The organism is Klebsiella sp. K5-306 (assembly GCF_051835185.1).
GTDB lineage: Bacteria > Pseudomonadota > Gammaproteobacteria > Enterobacterales > Enterobacteriaceae > Klebsiella > Klebsiella oxytoca.
This window is the reverse complement of sequence record NZ_JAIFJY010000020.1, coordinates 83,196-99,940: the sequence shown is the minus strand read 5'-3', so window position 1 is coordinate 99,940 and position 16,745 is coordinate 83,196. Positions and strand designations below refer to the sequence as shown.

General features: G+C 55.0%; 17 protein-coding genes. 4 read left to right on the top strand and 13 right to left on the bottom strand.

Features of this window, described 5'->3' with window-relative positions; all coding sequences use genetic code 11:
- Positions 1–164: 164 nt before the first annotated feature.
- Genes hemG through pepQ form a run of 4 tightly spaced genes read right to left on the bottom strand, consistent with a single transcriptional unit; the run spans position 165 to position 4,148 of the window.
- Positions 165–698, bottom strand: a complete 534-nt coding sequence (gene hemG / locus K2184_RS24560; RefSeq protein ID WP_004107806.1) for a menaquinone-dependent protoporphyrinogen IX dehydrogenase — start codon at positions 696–698, stop codon at positions 165–167.
- An 11-nt stretch (positions 699–709) separates the two neighbouring features.
- Positions 710–2,161: a Trk system potassium transporter TrkH gene (trkH, locus tag K2184_RS24555; protein WP_004107802.1), complete on the bottom strand. Its 1,452-nt coding sequence runs from the start codon at positions 2,159–2,161 to the stop codon at positions 710–712.
- Positions 2,162–2,202: 41 nt separating this feature from the next.
- A complete protein-coding gene (locus K2184_RS24550; RefSeq protein ID WP_004107800.1) occupies positions 2,203–2,817 on the bottom strand; it encodes an IMPACT family protein in 615 nt (204 codons plus the stop codon).
- Positions 2,817–4,148: a Xaa-Pro dipeptidase gene (pepQ, locus tag K2184_RS24545; RefSeq protein WP_004107798.1), complete on the bottom strand. Its 1,332-nt coding sequence runs from the start codon at positions 4,146–4,148 to the stop codon at positions 2,817–2,819. Before pepQ ends, K2184_RS24550 begins: the two co-directional genes overlap by 1 nt.
- Positions 4,149–4,339: 191 nt before the next feature.
- Here pepQ and fadB point away from each other — a divergent pair, with 191 nt between their 5' ends.
- From fadB to K2184_RS24530, 3 genes are all read left to right on the top strand, one after another.
- Positions 4,340–6,529 (top strand): fatty acid oxidation complex subunit alpha FadB, encoded by a 2,190-nt coding sequence (fadB, locus tag K2184_RS24540; protein ID WP_004107796.1) that lies wholly within the window; start codon positions 4,340–4,342, stop codon positions 6,527–6,529.
- A 9-nt stretch (positions 6,530–6,538) separates the two neighbouring features.
- Entirely contained in the window at positions 6,539–7,702 is a 1,164-nt protein-coding gene (fadA, locus tag K2184_RS24535; RefSeq protein ID WP_017145173.1) for an acetyl-CoA C-acyltransferase FadA, read from the top strand.
- A gap of 242 nt (positions 7,703–7,944) precedes the next feature.
- Positions 7,945–8,256 (top strand): hypothetical protein, encoded by a 312-nt coding sequence (locus tag K2184_RS24530; protein ID WP_017145174.1) that lies wholly within the window; start codon positions 7,945–7,947, stop codon positions 8,254–8,256.
- A gap of 42 nt (positions 8,257–8,298) precedes the next feature.
- Here the strand turns inward: K2184_RS24530 and fre are convergent, their stop codons facing one another.
- Entirely contained in the window at positions 8,299–9,000 is a 702-nt protein-coding gene (fre, locus tag K2184_RS24525) for an NAD(P)H-flavin reductase (protein ID WP_004107791.1), read from the bottom strand.
- A 54-nt stretch (positions 9,001–9,054) separates the two neighbouring features.
- Entirely contained in the window at positions 9,055–10,524 is a 1,470-nt protein-coding gene (gene ubiD, locus K2184_RS24520; protein ID WP_004107790.1) for a 4-hydroxy-3-polyprenylbenzoate decarboxylase, read from the bottom strand.
- Positions 10,525–10,700: 176 nt separating this feature from the next.
- Between ubiD and rfaH the strand changes: the two genes are divergently transcribed.
- Positions 10,701–11,189: a transcription/translation regulatory transformer protein RfaH gene (gene rfaH, locus K2184_RS24515; protein ID WP_004097595.1), complete on the top strand. Its 489-nt coding sequence runs from the start codon at positions 10,701–10,703 to the stop codon at positions 11,187–11,189.
- A 6-nt stretch (positions 11,190–11,195) separates the two neighbouring features.
- On the opposite strand, the gene tatD is transcribed toward rfaH, so the two are convergent.
- The 7 genes from tatD to ubiE form a co-directional block, all read right to left on the bottom strand.
- Positions 11,196–11,990, bottom strand: coding sequence for a 3'-5' ssDNA/RNA exonuclease TatD (tatD, locus tag K2184_RS24510; protein ID WP_160887395.1), 795 nt, complete (start codon positions 11,988–11,990; stop codon positions 11,196–11,198).
- Between the two features lie 30 nt (positions 11,991–12,020).
- Positions 12,021–12,794, bottom strand: a complete 774-nt coding sequence (gene tatC, locus K2184_RS24505) for a Sec-independent protein translocase subunit TatC (protein WP_004107787.1) — start codon at positions 12,792–12,794, stop codon at positions 12,021–12,023.
- Positions 12,795–12,796: 2 nt separating this feature from the next.
- On the bottom strand, positions 12,797–13,336 hold the full coding sequence (tatB, locus tag K2184_RS24500; protein WP_016808230.1) for a Sec-independent protein translocase protein TatB: 540 nt from the start codon (positions 13,334–13,336) through the stop codon (positions 12,797–12,799).
- Between the two features lie 3 nt (positions 13,337–13,339).
- Positions 13,340–13,591 (bottom strand): Sec-independent protein translocase subunit TatA, encoded by a 252-nt coding sequence (tatA, locus tag K2184_RS24495; protein WP_004107782.1) that lies wholly within the window; start codon positions 13,589–13,591, stop codon positions 13,340–13,342.
- A gap of 77 nt (positions 13,592–13,668) precedes the next feature.
- A complete protein-coding gene (ubiB, locus tag K2184_RS24490; protein ID WP_004107780.1) occupies positions 13,669–15,309 on the bottom strand; it encodes a ubiquinone biosynthesis regulatory protein kinase UbiB in 1,641 nt (546 codons plus the stop codon).
- Entirely contained in the window at positions 15,306–15,911 is a 606-nt protein-coding gene (gene ubiJ / locus K2184_RS24485) for a ubiquinone biosynthesis protein UbiJ (protein ID WP_016808229.1), read from the bottom strand. The genes ubiB and ubiJ overlap by 4 nt, the downstream gene beginning before the upstream one ends.
- A gap of 13 nt (positions 15,912–15,924) precedes the next feature.
- Positions 15,925–16,680, bottom strand: a complete 756-nt coding sequence (ubiE, locus tag K2184_RS24480) for a bifunctional demethylmenaquinone methyltransferase/2-methoxy-6-polyprenyl-1,4-benzoquinol methylase UbiE (protein WP_004107776.1) — start codon at positions 16,678–16,680, stop codon at positions 15,925–15,927.
- Positions 16,681–16,745 lie beyond the last annotated feature (65 nt).

The window sequence follows — 16,745 nt, the reverse complement described above, 5'->3', positions numbered from 1 at the left end:
TCTCTGCCGGTATTCATCGCTGAATCCCGCTGACCCGGCGGGCTGTAAGCCGTTGTTCCGTGTCAGTGGGAGCGCATTATAGGGAGTAATTACGAAGTGACAAGGGGAAATTTCAAAAAACTTTTCATTCGCTCAACTTTCCATCATCGGGGTGATTTAACGCGCTATTTGCTGGTCATTTGCGCAATTTCCCGCGCAAATCTGCCTACCTGCTGCCAGTCGGTATAGACCACTTCTTTACTGACATCGGTCTCGCCGTCGGTCATCTTCATAATAAGACGGATCATAAAGCGATCGTACCAGCGATAGCGTGGATAGCGGAGCGCACCGGCAAACACTGCGCAATGCTGGGGCTGCCAGGGCGAGTTGAGCAGAAACTTGCGCGTGTAGCTATTAGTTTGCGGCGTTCGTTTTTCTGGCTTACGCGCCACGAGGTTGACCGAGAAAAAAGCCCCCGGCAGCGCCTGTAGCGATTGAAGATGCGTTTTTACAAACCGTTCCAGCGCTGGATGAAAATGACCGTAGCGGATTGATGCGCCTATCACAACGCGATCGTATAAAGGCCACTCCACCTCGTTAGTGCGGTTGAGATCAACCGTGTCCGAATCGATCCCCTGCTCTTTTAGTTCAGAGGCCAAAAACGAGGCGATCTCGCGCGTCTGTCCGTCGCGGGTGGAAAAGAGAATCAAAGTTTTCACAGGCACTCCTGTTATTCGCGCCAGAAAGTCGGAGTAAATAGCACCAGTAAGGTGAACACTTCCAGACGACCAAACAGCATATTAGCAATCAAGATCCATTTCGCGACAGGGTTCATCGTGGCAAAGTTATCCGCCACTACGCCCAGTCCCGGTCCAAGGTTGTTCAGCGTGGCGACGACTGAAGCAAAGGCCGAGAAATCATCCACGCCGGTAGCAATTATCGCCAGCATACTGATGATAAACACCAGCGCATACGCGGAGAAGAATCCCCAGACGGCTTCGAGGATACGCTCCGGCAGTGCACGGTTTCCCAGTTTAATACTGTAGACCGCATTAGGGTGTACCAGACGTTTAAGCTCGCGGTTGCCTTGCTTAAAAAGCAGCAGGATACGAATAACCTTTAGTCCACCGCCGGTGGACCCGGCGCAGCCGCCGATGAAAGCCGAACATAGCAAGAGCACCGGCAAAAATAGCGGCCAGCGCGCAATACTGTCTGTCGTGAAGCCCGCCGTTGTCGCCATCGACACCACCTGGAAAAACGCCTGGTTGACCGTCATTAACGCCGAGCTATAGACGTCATGCAGCCACAGTACAAGGGTGCATACCACCACCAGCGTAAACTGCACGCCGATAAACATACGGAATTCAGGGTCTCGCCAGTACACTTTCAGGCTGCGCCCGCTCAGTAATGAAAAGTGCAGGCCGTAGTTACAGCCAGAAATCAGCAGGAAAACCGCAATAATGGAGTTAATTGTTGGGCTATTAAAGTAACCCACGCTGGCATCATGGGTGGAGAACCCGCCAATCGCGATAGTAGAGAAGCTATGGCCGATGGCGTCAAATGCCGGCATCCCGGCAAACCACAGCGCCAACGCGCAGGCCACCGTCAGCAGGACATAAATAAGCCACAGCGTTTTTGCCGTCTCTGCAATCCGCGGCCGCATTTTGTTATCTTTCAGCGGTCCGGGCATTTCGGCCCGATACAGCTGCATCCCCCCGACGCCCAGTATCGGCAGTATCGCTACCGCCAGAACGATGATCCCCATCCCGCCAAACCACTGCAGCATCTGCCGGTAGAAAAGAATAGCATGGGGTAACGAATCGAGCCCCACCAGCGTGGTTGCCCCCGTCGTTGTCAGACCGGAGAAAGATTCAAAGAATGCATCCGTCACCGTCAGGTTCGGCTGCTCCGCAAAGATAAACGGCAATGCCCCCACGCTACCCAGCACGGTCCAGAAGAGAACCACAATCAGAAATCCTTCCCGGGATTTCAGTTCTCCCTTCTCACGACGATTAGGCCACCACAGCAGCGAACCGATGGCCAGGGCAACGAAAAAGGTCTGGGTAAACGCTCGCCCCGCACCATCGCGATATATCAGAGCTATTAATCCCGGAAGGATCATCGTCCCCGAAAACAAAATGACCAACAGTCCAACGATTCGGGTTATCGCGCGAAAATGCATCTCTGGCGCTTCCTTTGATATGCAAAAAAATCAGGTGGGGATTATTCGTCAATCTTCAGTAATTGCAACGAACCGCGACTAAAATCAGCCAGCTTTGCTGAAAATAGCGCCACTTCAGCCTGGGGAAGCGCCACGCGCAGCTGAACAGACGCCTGATATTCGCTTTCGACAATTTTTCCTGAGAACTGAGCCAACAGCGTTTCAATCCCGGCCAACTGCCCGTATTCACACTGCAAAGTATATGCGGTGAGCGGCGTCTTGCGCTGTGTTGTGAGCTGCGCTAGCGCCTGATGTACACCGCCGCCATACGCTTTCACCAGGCCGCCGGTGCCCAGCAGAATACCACCGTAGTAGCGCACGACGACAGCGGTTATCTCGCCGACGCCGCTGCCCATCAACTGCGCCAGCATTGGTTTCCCCGCCGTTCCCGCCGGTTCGCCATCGTCGGAAAAACCCAGCTGCTGAGAATCATTTGGCGGCCCTGCAACCCACGCTACGCAGTGATGACGCGCATCCGGGTGATCCGCCCTGACTGACTCGACAAACGCCTTTGCCGCCGCTACGCCATCGGTATGGGCCAACAGCGTAATAAAGCGGCTCTTTTTGATCTCTTCAACGACGGTGACCGGCTCGGCCGGTATCAACCAGCTTTCCATTACGCCAGTTTCAGATCGCGCGTCATATTTTCGATGCTGTTTTCGTGGATCACGACGTTGTCTTCGATACGGATACCGCCAAAGGGTTTCAGCGCTTCAATTTTCTGCCAGTTAAAGTGTTTGCTGAACTGTCCTTCGCGCCACGGCGCCAGCAGCGATTCGATAAAGTAGATACCCGGCTCGATCGTCAACACCATGCGCGGCTGCAGAACGCGCGTGCAGCGCAGGTAAGGATATTTTGCCGGCGCGGCCTGGTGGGTACCGGTATCATCCTGCATAAAACCAGCAACGTCATGAACCTGCAGACCTAAGGGGTGGCCAATACCGTGCGGCATAAATGGTCCGGTCAGGTCATTTTCCACCATCGCTTCTTCGCTCATGTCTTTGACTATCTGATGTTTACGCAGCAGTTTGGCGATGCGCTGATGGAACTGGACATGATAATCCACGTAGCTCACGCCCGCCTTCATGGTGCTAATCAGCGCCAGCTGTTCATCATTAACGTCTTTAATCAACTGAGCATAGTCATTATCGCCATGCGCCGCCCAGGTACGGGTCAGGTCGGCTGCATAGCCGTTGTATTCCGCGCCCGCATCCAGCAGGAAGCTACGCATCTCTGCAGGCGCACGATGATCAAGCTTTGTGTAATGCAGTACGGAGGCATGCTCGTTCAGCGCCACAATATTGCTGTACGGCACATCAGTGTCGCGATGGCCGGTCGCGGTCAGATAGGCCTGGTTGATATCAAACTCGCTCATCCCGGAGAGGAAAGCTTCATGAGCAGCCTGATGACCGTTAACCGCCGACTTCTGCGCTTCACGCATACAGGCCAGCTCATAGTCAGTTTTATAAGAGCGATAGTAGTGCAGATAATCGATCGCCCCTTTCGGGTTGATTTTATCCGCCGCAATATCCAGCCCCAGCGCACGTTCCGGTACCGGTCCGATATAAGCGATATTGCCACGCGCGGCAGGCAGCTGGCTGCCGATACCATCCGCTTTCGGCAGGGCGATCACCTCCACCTCTTCGGTCCAGAATGACGTCGGCAACGGTTCTACGTTATGCCAGTAATCAACCGGCAGATAGAACCACAGCTTTGGTTTGTTGACGCCGTCCACCAGCAGCCAGCAGTTCGGAACCTGCGTAACCGGTACCCAGGCTTTGAACTGTGGGTTGACCTTAAATGGATACGGATGATCGTCAAGAAAGACGTTGACCAGTTCACCTGAGTGAATCAACAGAGCATCCAGCTTAAAGCGGGCCAGAACATCGCGGGTGCGTTCTTGTAAGGTAACGATATGATTTTTATAGAGACCGGCCAGGGATTCCATCTTTTATCCTTTGATTTTATTGGATCGTGAATCTTCGCATCTTAGCACATTGGCTCCAGACGGGGTGATCTCTAGCGGGTGTGATCCGACCAGCATTTATTTAAAGACTTATTTGCATTTTCTTAACATAAATTCCACACTCCGTTGCATCTGGTACGACCAGATCATATTGCTGGATTCAGGAGACTGACATGCTCTACAAAGGCGACACCCTGTACCTCGACTGGCGGGAAGACGGCATTGCCGAACTGGTATTCGATGCCCCCGGCTCGGTCAATAAGCTTGATACCGCAACCGTAGCCAGCCTCGGTGAAGCGCTGGACGTGCTCGAAAAACAAAAAGATCTGCAAGGGCTACTGCTGCGCTCTGAGAAAGCAGCCTTTATCGTCGGTGCGGATATCACTGAATTTCTTTCCCTGTTCCTGGTTCCGCAAGAACAGTTAAGCCAGTGGCTGCATTTCGCCAATAGCGTATTTAATCGCCTGGAAGATTTACCGGTTCCCACTATTTCCGCCGTCAACGGCTATGCGCTGGGCGGCGGCTGCGAATGCGTGCTGGCGACCGATTATCGCCTGGCGACGCCGGATTTGCGCATTGGCCTGCCGGAAACGAAGCTGGGTATCATGCCGGGCTTTGGCGGCTCGGTGCGGATGCCGCGGATGCTTGGCGCGGACAGCGCGCTGGAAATCATTGCCGCAGGTAAAGACGTTGGCGCCGAACAGGCCTTAAAAATCGGCCTCGTCGATGGCGTGGTTAAACATGAAAAACTGCTCGATGGCGCGATAGCAATTCTGCGTCAGGCCATTAAAGGTGACCTGGACTGGAAGGCGAAGCGCCAGCCGAAGCTGGAGCCTCTTCACCTGAGTAAAATTGAAGCCGCGATGAGTTTTACCATCGCCAAAGGCATGGTGGCGCAAACCGCCGGGAAACACTACCCTGCGCCCATTACTGCCGTTAAAACCATTGAAGCCGCCGCCCGCTTTGGCCGCGAAGAAGCCTTGAATCTGGAAAACAAAAGTTTTGTCCCGCTGGCGCATACCCACGAGGCGCGGGCGCTGGTAGGTATCTTCCTTAACGATCAGTATGTTAAAGCGAAAGCGAAGAAGCTGACTAAAGATACCGACACGCCAAAACACGCGGCCGTACTGGGCGCGGGGATTATGGGCGGCGGCATTGCATACCAATCGGCATGGAAAGGCGTGCCGGTAGTCATGAAAGATATCAACGACAAATCGCTGACGCTCGGCATGACCGAAGCGGCCAAATTGCTGAATAAACAGCTTGAGCGCGGCAAAATCGATGGTCTCAAAATGGCTGGCGTTATTTCCACTATTCAGCCAACCCTGGATTACGCCGGCTTTGAGCGCGTGGACGTCGTGGTCGAAGCCGTTGTTGAGAATCCGAAAGTGAAAAAAGCGGTGCTGGCGGAAACGGAAGACAAAGTCCGTCCGGATACCGTGCTGGCATCGAATACCTCCACCATTCCCATCAGCGAGTTGGCCAGCGTACTGAAGCGCCCGGAAAACTTCTGCGGAATGCACTTCTTTAATCCGGTGCACCGGATGCCGCTGGTCGAGATTATTCGCGGTGAAAAAAGCTCGGACGAAACCATTGCGAAAGTGGTCGCCTGGGCCAGCAAAATGGGTAAAACGCCAATAGTGGTCAACGACTGCCCCGGTTTCTTTGTTAACCGCGTGCTGTTCCCCTACTTCGCCGGTTTCAGCCAGCTGCTGCGCGACGGCGCAGACTTCCGCAAAGTCGACAAAGTGATGGAAAAGCAGTTTGGCTGGCCGATGGGCCCGGCCTATCTGCTGGACGTCGTTGGCATTGATACCGCGCATCACGCGCAGGCAGTCATGGCGGCGGGCTTCCCGCAGCGGATGCAGAAAGATTATCGCGATGCGATCGATGCGCTGTTCGACGCTAACCGTTTCGGCCAGAAAAATGGCCTCGGCTTCTGGCGCTACAAAGAAGACAGCAAAGGTAAGCCGAAGAAGGAAGAGGATGCCGCAGTCGATAACCTGCTGGCAGAAGTCAGCCAGCCGAAGCGTGATTTCAGCGATGAAGAGATTATCGCCCGCATGATGATCCCGATGGTCAACGAAGTGGTGCGTTGTCTTGAAGAGGGCATTATCGCCAGCCCGGCGGAAGCCGATATGGCGCTGGTCTATGGTCTCGGCTTCCCTCCGTTCCACGGCGGCGCGTTCCGCTGGCTGGATACCCTCGGTAGCGCAAAATATCTCGATATGGCGCAGCAGTATCAGCATCTCGGTCCGCTGTATGACGTGCCGGAAGGATTGCGCAGCAAAGCGCGTCATAACGAACCGTACTATCCCCCGGTTGAGCCTGCCCGTGCGCCAGGCGAGCTGAAAACGGCTTAAGGAGTCACAATGGAACAGGTTGTCATTGTCGATGCAGTTCGTACCCCGATGGGCCGTTCGAAGGGCGGCGCCTTTCGCCATGTGCGCGCGGAAGATCTCTCCGCGCACCTGATGCGTAGCCTGCTTTCACGTAATCCATCCCTTGAAGCAAGCGCCATTGATGATATTTACTGGGGCTGCGTTCAGCAGACCCTTGAACAGGGTTTCAATATTGCCCGCAACGCGGCGCTGCTGGCGGAAATCCCGCATTCCGTGCCCGCCAACACGGTCAATCGACTGTGCGGTTCTTCCATGCAGGCGCTTCACGACGCGGCCCGCATGATCATGACCGGCGATGCCAGCGTATGCCTGATTGGCGGCGTAGAACATATGGGCCACGTCCCGATGAGCCATGGTGTGGATTTTCACCCGGGCCTGAGCCGGAACGTCGCTAAAGCCGCCGGGATGATGGGGCTGACCGCAGAAATGCTGGCGCGCCTGCACGGCATCAGCCGGGAAATGCAGGATCAGTTTGCAGCCCGCTCCCACGCCCGCGCCTGGGCCGCGACGCAATCTGGCGCATTCAAAACGGAGATTGTTCCGACCGGCGGTCACGACGCCGACGGCGTACTGAAGTCATACAGCTATGATGAAGTGATTCGCCCGGAGACGACGGTAGAAGCGCTGGCTGCGCTGAGGCCCGCGTTCGATCCCGTCACCGGTACCGTAACGGCGGGTACCTCTTCTGCCCTCTCCGATGGCGCCGCAGCCATGCTGTTAATGAGCGAAAGTCGCGCCCGCGAGCTGGGCCTGAAGCCTCGCGCTCGCGTGCGTTCGATGGCCGTCGTCGGCTGCGACCCGTCAATAATGGGCTACGGCCCGGTTCCCGCGTCAAAGCTGGCGCTGAAAAAAGCCGGGCTCACCACCAGCGATATCGATGTGTTCGAGATGAACGAAGCTTTTGCCGCGCAGATCCTGCCGTGCATTAAAGATCTGGGACTGATGGAACAGATCGACGAGAAGATCAATCTCAACGGCGGCGCGATCGCCCTGGGCCATCCGCTCGGCTGTTCAGGCGCGCGCATCAGCACCACGCTCATCAACCAGATGGAGCGCAAAGACGCGCAGTTCGGCCTGGCAACGATGTGTATTGGTTTAGGTCAGGGGATCGCGACGGTATTCGAGCGGGTTTAAGCAAAGAGTTAATTCCCTGAATCATTCGCGCGGCATCGCGGCGGCAACCGAGCAAATCCCCGGGAGCATAGATAACTCTGTGACCGGGGTGAGCGAGCGCAGCCAACAAAAAGGCAGCGTGAATGATAACGGGGAGAAGGTTTAGTTGCCGTTCTTCCCGCCTGTCAGGGGCGGGTTTTTTATTTCCGCTATTCAGCTATTATCACCGGATACGTCACGTTGACTAAGGATAATAACGACTTATGAAAACACTCCCTTTCATACTTCTGCTCACCGCATTCTCTGGCGCTGCTCTTGCCAGCGAACAGGATAACGCTCAGGCATGCCTCTTATGGGGAATCAATAAAATGGCGCAGAATCCGGAAAGCGAGCGGCTCAAGGACCTGACCATCACCAATATTAATACCGAACGCTATGATGAGAAGATAGGCAGCCAACATATCGCGACGCAGTTAGCCGCCACGCTGGAAAAAGAAGGGAACCCCGTAGGGAAAATGCTCTGTTTGCTGGAAAACGATCGACCGCTGTACGTTTACTTTAGCGATGCGCGCTAGAACAGCATCCGGACCAACGCCCGGATGCCTTCACAGCGGCAATCAGATAAAGGCAAACGCGTCGCCAAACAGACGCTCTTCGCGGGCGCCGCGCTCGTTGCAGAACAGATCGCGGGCAATTTTAGCCATCTCGAAGCGACCTGCAATATAGATATCATGATCGCCCAGCGTACCGTAATCCTGCAGGACCGCGGTGAGTACGGTTCCGGTACGGCCACGCCACTCAGCGTCAGGCTGCTCAACCACGGGCTCGATGCGTAAGCCCGGATGCTGAACGCTTAATGCTTCCAGTTCCGCCAGATCATAGAGATGCTTCGCTTCGCGTCCGCCCCAATAGATAGCGATATCGCGGTTTGGATTGCGCGCCAGCGCGGTAAGCAAAATCGAACGCACGTAAGAGAAGCCCGTTCCCCCAGCGATTAAAATCAGCGGGCGTTCTTCGTCATCACGCAGCCAGGCTTCGCCATGCGGCAGATCGACCTCGATTTCACGCTCTTTCAGGATCCGATCCATCACTGCCATCGCATACAGATTAAGTTCAGATGCACCGATATGCAGTTCGATAAACTCCTGTTCCGACGGCGTAGAAGCCATGGAGAATGGGCGCTTATCGCGTTCGTCCATCACGACCATCAGATACTGACCAGCCCGGAAAGAAAACGCCGCTTCCGGCACTAATCGAACGCGATACACAGTATCGGTAATCGCCTCCACCGAGGTCACTTTACAGCTTAAGGTTGTCATGCGTCCCCTCTGTCGGGTCTATTGTGCAAAACAGCGGCGTAGCCCCGCTTACTGTTATTTGAAGATGGCCAGTTCATCCCAGATGGCGTCAACGCGCGCCGTCACCTCGGGATCTTTCTTAATCGGACGACCCCACTCGCGCTGGGTCTCACCGGGCCATTTATTTGTGGCATCCAGCCCCATTTTTGAACCCAAACCGGAAACCGGTGAGGCAAAATCCAGATAATCAATTGGCGTATTTTCTACCATTACCGTATCACGCGCCGGGTCCATACGGGTAGTAATCGCCCAAATCACATCATTCCAGTCACGCGCGTTGACATCATCATCGCAGACGATAACAAACTTGGTATACATGAACTGACGGAGGAAGGACCAGACTCCCATCATGACGCGTTTCGCGTGACCGGCGTACTGCTTCTTCATCGTGACCACCGCCAGGCGATAGGAGCAGCCTTCAGGTGGTAAATAGAAATCCACAATCTCAGGAAACTGCTTTTGCAGAATAGGGACGAAGACTTCGTTCAGCGCAACGCCCAGTACCGCGGGTTCGTCCGGCGGACGTCCGGTGTAGGTCGAATGGTAGATAGCGTCTTCACGCTGAGTAATATGGGTAACGGTAAAGACCGGGAAATTATCCACTTCATTGTAGTAGCCCGTATGATCGCCATACGGCCCTTCCGGCGCCATTTCACCGACTTCAATATACCCTTCCAGCACAATCTCTGCGCTGGCGGGCACCTCCAGATCGTTAGAGATGCACTTCACGACTTCGGTTTTCGTACCGCGCAGCAGCCCGGCAAATGCATACTCGGAGAGGGTGTCGGGAACCGGAGTCACCGCCCCGAGAATGGTTGCCGGATCGGCACCCAGCGCAACGGAGACCGGGAAACGCTCGCCAGGGCGCGCTGCGCACCACTCCTGGAAATCCAGCGCGCCGCCGCGATGCGATAGCCAGCGCATAATCAGCTTGTTCTTGCCAATCAGCTGCTGGCGATAAATGCCCAGATTTTGCCGCTCTTTATGCGGGCCGCGCGTCACCGTCAGGCCCCAGGTGATCAGCGGTGCGGCATCTTCCGGCCAGCAGGTCATGATCGGGATGCGGCCCAGATCGACATCATCGCCCTGAATAATTTTTTGCTGGCATGGCGCCCCGCGCAGACGCTTAGTCGGCATATTCAGCACCTGCTTGAACTGCGGCAGCTTATCAAACAGATCGCGGAAACCTTTTGGTGGTTCCGGCTCTTTCAGGAATGCCAGGAGCTTACCCACTTCGCGCAGAGAACTGACATCCTCCTGCCCCATCCCCAGCGCAACTCGCCGCGGCGTGCCGAAAAGATTACACAACACCGGCATCGCGTAGCCTTTAGGATTTTCAAATAGCAGGGCCGGACCGCCAGCACGCAAGGTGCGATCGGCAATTTCGGTAATTTCCAGATGAGGATCGACCGGCAGGGAAATCCGTTTCAATTCCCCCTGCTGCTCCAGTAATGTCAGAAATTCGCGTAGATCGTGGTATTTCATGGAGTTGTTATTGACCTCTATACAGGCGGCTGATTATACGGCGTTCGCCGGAGCTATGCTGTATTTTTGTTAAATTAGCGTGAAAGAACGCTGAAATTTAGCTTTCAACTGCAATGATTTCGCGATCGCCCCGGCCTTTTGTTATGCTTGCTGCTAGTAGAGTGGAAAGAGTTATTATGCAAGCCTGGTATTTACTTTATTGCAAACGTGGGCAGCTTGAGCGCGCCCAGGAACATCTCGAGCGGCAGGCCGTCAATTGCCTGATGCCAACGATCGAACTGGAAAAAATCGTCCGCGGTAAACGCACGACGGTCAGCGAACCCCTGTTCCCAAACTATCTGTTTATCGAGTTTGACCCGGAAGTGATTCATACCACCACCATCAGCGCAACGCGCGGCGTGAACAGCTTTGTGCGTTTCGGCGCGCTGCCCGCGATCGTGCCGTCTGCGGTTATTCATCAGCTCTCCATCTACAAACCGGAAGGTATTACCGACCCGGAAACGCCGCATGAAGGCGACAGCGTGCTGATCACCGATGGCGCCTTTGAGGGTCTCCAGGCTATCTTTACCGAACCGGATGGCGAAGCCCGCTCTATGCTGCTGCTGAATCTGCTTAACAAGCAGGTATTACAAAGCGTCAAAAATACTGACTTTTATAAAATCTGACGGCGTCTAAAAACGCACGCCAAAGAGCCTTCTGACGTTAGCATCGGTAATCTCTTCCAGCCACGGCGCTTCTTCTCCGCGCCACTCCGCGATACGAGACAGAATATGCGGCAGATATGCAGGCTCATTGCGGCGGGAAGCGGGTTTTGGCTGCATATCCCGCGGCAGCAGATACGGCGCATCGGTCTCAATCAGCAGGCGATCGGCCGGGATATCGGCCAGGAGAGCCCGCAGCTCCAGCCCCCGACGCTCATCGCATACCCAGCCGGTAATGCCAATAAATAATCCCAGCTCCACGCATTCGCGCATCTCTTCGCGGCTACCCGTAAAGCAATGCACCACGGCCCCCGGAAGCTTATCAAGCCACGGGGTTAGCAGGGCCAGGAAACGGTCGTGCGCATCGCGGCAGTGCAAAAATACCGGCATCGACAGTTCCGCAGCGAGCGCCAGCTGGGCGCTAAACGCCGCCTCTTGCTCCTGAGGCGTTGAAAAGTTGCGGTTGAAATCCAGCCCGCATTCGCCAATCGCAACGACCTCTGGCTCGCGGGCCAGCTCGTAGACCGCTGCCGCGGCCGATTCCGTCCAGCTGCGGCTGTCGTGGGGATGAACACCGGCCGTTGACCAGCATCCGGAATAACCATGCGCCAGCTGCTGCGCCTGCGCGCTTTCATGAAGGTTGGTCCCCGTCAACAGCATTCCTGTGACTCCCGCCGCCCGGGCTCGGGCAATAACCTCGTCCCGATCGCGGGAAAACTGCGAGCTGGTCAGATTCACGCCGATATCAAACATCATCACTCCCATACGGCAACCGCCCTGACGGGCGGTTGCGCTTTATTCTTCTTTGCCCTGCGCCTCTTCGGCTGCGGCATCCTCGTCACGCGTCAGGCGCTTACCGGTATAGAACCGCGCGAAGAAGACCCCGACTTCAAACAGGCAGTACATAGGAATCGCCAGCAGCGTTTGCGAGAACACATCCGGCGGCGTCAGCAGCATCCCAACGACAAATGCGCCAACCAGAACATAGGGGCGTTTCTTACGCAGGTCTTCCGGCGTGGTGACGCCCATCCAGCACAGCAGGACGATGGCCACGGGAACCTCAAATGAGACGCCAAAGGCGATAAACAACGCCATCACAAAGTCGAGGTAGCTGCGAATATCGGTCGAGACCTGTACGCCTTCCGGCGCCGCATGGGTCAGAAAACCAAACGCCAGCGGGAAAACAACAAAGTAGGCAAAAGCCATGCCGATATAGAACAGCAACGTACTGGAGACCAGCAGCGGCATAACCAATCGACGTTCGTGCTTATACAGCGCTGGCGCCACAAAGGCCCAAACCTGATACAAAATGACCGGCACCGACAAAATTATCGATACCATGAAGGTCAGTTTGATTGGCGTGAAGAAAGGCGAGGCCACATCCGTTGCGATCATAGTCGCGCCAACCGGCATCTGCCGAATAAGCGGCGCAGAAACCAGCTGATAGATGTCATTGGCGAAATAAACCAACGCCAGGAAAATGACCAGAATCGCAAGAATGCTGTTGATTAAGCGCTTGCGCAGCTCAATCAGATGCGTAATTAGCGGTTGAGTATCGTCTACGCCCATTTTTACTGTTTATCACTCGATACGGGGGAGGAGGAATCGGAAGCCGCCACGGCAACTTTTACTTTCTCTGCCGGGATTTCACTCTGCGAAACGGGGGGCTCTTCAGACACGGGTTCAGGTACGTGCTCAGGCGCGCTGGCCTGATGTTCAGCCGTTGCTGGCGTCACGTCCTTGCGCTGCTCTTCACTCCCTTTTACAACCGGGTTATGAATCGTGTTGGCTTCGTCGCTGGCTTTTTCAGGATCGTGGGCGGAATAGGATCGCTTCATAGATTCAGCCGCTTCTCGCAGCTCATCCATAGATGCTTTTAGCTCAGGCGTCAGGTTATCCAGACTGGCCTTTTCCACCTTCTTAAGGCTTTCCTGAAACTCCTGCAGTTTTAATTCCTGGGTTATTTCATTTTGTACGGTAGCCGCCAGCGACCGCAGCGTACGGATCCAGCTGACTACCGTTTTTACCGCTACCGGTAGTCGCTGTGGCCCCAAAACGATGAGGCCAATCACGAATACCAGCAGAAGTTCACTAAAACCGATATCGAACACGAATTACACCTGCTCTTTGTCGTGGCGTTTAGTCTCGTCTTTTTTTGCGTCATCCGGCTTATCAGCAAGGGTTTTTGCCGCGAAATCTGCATCCGGCGCGGATTTTTCCGGTTTATCGTCGTCGCTCATGGCCTTTTTAAAACCTTTGATCGACGCCCCCAAATCGGAACCGAGCGAGCTCAGCTTTTTTGTCCCAAAAAGCAGAACCACAATGACGACAACAATGAGTAACTGCCAAATACTGATACCACCCATACACATTCCCCTATGACAGATGATGAATTAATAGGACGCATTATACACGTTATGCGCAGTGATAAAGGCGACTGCCGTCAGTTCGTCTTACGCCAGCCGATAAGCCAGGTTACGACGCCAGCGGCCATCAGCCAGCCGGGCATCATGCCCCACTCAGGGCGGTGGATGAACAGCAGCGTACCACTCAGTAATAAAACCGCGCCTATACCAAACAGATAACGGGACTGCCCCTGGCGCACGTGCCGCACCTGGATGTCGCGCACGATGGTATCGACGCTATTCTGTAACTGCTTGCTTTGCTGCAGGCTCTGATACACCAGCTCAGGTATTTCCGGCATTCTCTCAATCCAGAACGGCGCCTTCTCTTTAAAAGCCCGCACCAGAGCCGGAATGCCCACCTGATCTTTAATCCACGACTCAAGGAACGGTTTCGCCGTTTTCCACAAGTCTAACTGAGGATAGAGCTGGCGACCTACTCCTTCTACGTAAAGTAATGTCTTCTGCAGCAGAACCAGCTGCGGCTGCACTTCCATATTGAAACGTCGCGCCGTGTTAAACAGGTTCAACAACACATGGCCAAACGAGATTTCCGCCAGCGGTTTTTCAAAAATAGGCTCGCAGACGGTACGAATGGCAAATTCGAACTCTTCGACGTTGGTATCTGCCGGAACCCAGCCGGAATCAACGTGCAGTTCCGCAACCTTACGGTAGTCGCGATTGAAGAAGGCAATAAAGTTTTCCGCCAGATAGCGTTTATCTTCTTTGTTCAGCGAGCCGACGATACCGCAGTCTATACCAATATACTGCGGGTCTTCCGGGTGATTACGACTGACGAAAATGTTGCCCGGATGCATGTCGGCATGGAAGAAGCTGTCGCGGAAAACCTGAGTAAAGAAGACCTGCACGCCGCGCTCAGCCAGCAGCTGCATGTTGGTCCCCTGCGCTTCCAGCGCGGCGACGTCGGAAACCGGGATCCCGTAAATCCGCTCCATCACCATCATGCCTTCACTGCAGTAGTCCGAGTAAACTTCCGGGACATAAAGCATCGGGCTATCTTCAAAGTTGCGCCGCAGCTGAATAGCGTTAGCCGATTCACGCAGCAGGTTGAGCTCATCCAGCAGCGTTTTTTCGTATTCACGCACCACTTCCTGCGGGCGCAGGCGACGACCGTCCGGTAACAGACGAGGCACCCAGCGGGCAAGGCGGTAGATGAGCTTCATATCCGCTTTGATAACCGGCACGATATCCGGGCGGATCACTTTAATGACCACTTCTTTGCCGTTCTCTTTCAAGCGCGCGGTATGCACCTGAGCAATAGAAGCGGAAGCAAGCGGTTCAACAGAGAAATCATCAAACCAGGCTTCTACCGGCAAGCCGCCCATGGCTTGCTCAATTTGCTTTTTGGCCTGCAGACCATCAAAAGGCGCAACGCGATCCTGCAGCATGGCCAGCTGATCGGCAATGTGGGGAGGGAACAGGTCGCGACGGGTCGAGAGCATCTGGCCAAACTTGATCCACACCGGACCCAGCTCCTGCAGCGCAAGGCGCAGGCGCTCGCCAAGAGGACGTTCTTTATGGCGGTTTGGCATCCAGAACAACATCCGCCGCCAGATTCGCAGCGGCAGCGTGATACGCATTTTAGGAATGAGCTCATCAAGCCCGTAGCTCAAAAAGGTGTGGACGATGAAATACAGGCGCCGTAATTCTCCTGGCGTCATTTGCCCTCCAGCGTTTCCAGCCGTTTTTCCAGCGCGGCCAGCGCTCGCTCAACGGCTGCGGTTTCTTCAGCAAACCAGGCCAGCTCCAGCGGACCCGGCGCCAGGCGCCACTCTTCGGTAATCGCTTCCGCAACATAGCGCTGCTGGCGCTGAGCACCACGCAGAAGAAAACGAGCACCGCCGCGGAATACTTTACTAAAGCCTTCCGCAACCACATCCCCGGTATACGGTGCGAGCAGTTCAGCCGGATCGAACTCCGCGAGATCGCACAGCGTAACGGTATTTTGTACCACCTGCAGATCGCCCTGCACTTCAAGATCGCCGCTGCGAATCAGCGCGGTAAGCTGCTGGCGATTACGTAGCTGCGGAAGCACGCTCAGGCGAGTACGCACGGTGCAGTCTGCCTCGCCTTCCCACGCCCCCAGCACATCGACCTGGCGCTCGCTAAAAACCAGCACCACGGGTTCGGAGAGCTCCTGCAGTTCGACACGCAGCACTTTCCCCAGCAGACGCTGACGGGCAGGTTTCAACGCCCGATCGCGCCAGAGGAAGGTATTCAGAACCGTCTCAAGACCGGCGGTAACCAGTGGTTTGAAAGGCATAGCGTCCCTCCTGTCAGAACTTATAACCGCGGTGTAGCGCAACGATGCCTGCCGTGAGGTTGTAGTAGTCGACGTTTTCAAATCCTGCATCCTGCATCATGCCTTTCAGCGTGTCCTGATCGGGATGCATTCGAATAGATTCAGCAAGATAACGATAGCTTTCGGCGTCTTTCGCAACCAGCTCGCCTACGCGCGGCAGGATATGGAAGGAATAGGCGTCGTAGGCTTTGCTAAGCGGCTCAATAATCGGTTTTGAGAATTCCAGCACCAGCAGACGGCCACCCGGCTTTAATACGCGGTACATAGAGCGCAGCGCTTTTTCTTTATCCGTCACGTTACGCAGACCGAAAGAAATCGTAATGCAGTCAAAGGTGTTGTCCGCAAAAGGTAGCGCTTCGGCGTTCGCCTGGACGTATTCCACGTTGCCGACAATGCCGATATTGCGCAGCTTTTCACGGCCCATTTTCAGCATAGAGTCGTTGATATCCGCCAGCATCACGCGGCCGGTTTCGCCGACCAGGCGAGAAAATTTCGCCGTCAGATCGCCGGTTCCTCCGGCCAGATCCAACACGGTTTGCCCACGGCGGACGCCGCTGCAGTCGATGGTGAAACGCTTCCACAAACGATGAATACCGAACGACATCAGATCGTTCATTACGTCATATTTTGCGGCCACAGAATGAAATACATGCGCCACCATGTCAGCTTTCTGCTCTTTGGCGACAGTCTGAAAGCCAAAATGCGTCGTTTCTTGTGAATCCTCAACCATCTCTATGCCTGCTTACTTATCAAGAAAATGTTCGTTGAGTGTAACAGGTTTAGCGCACTTCCCAT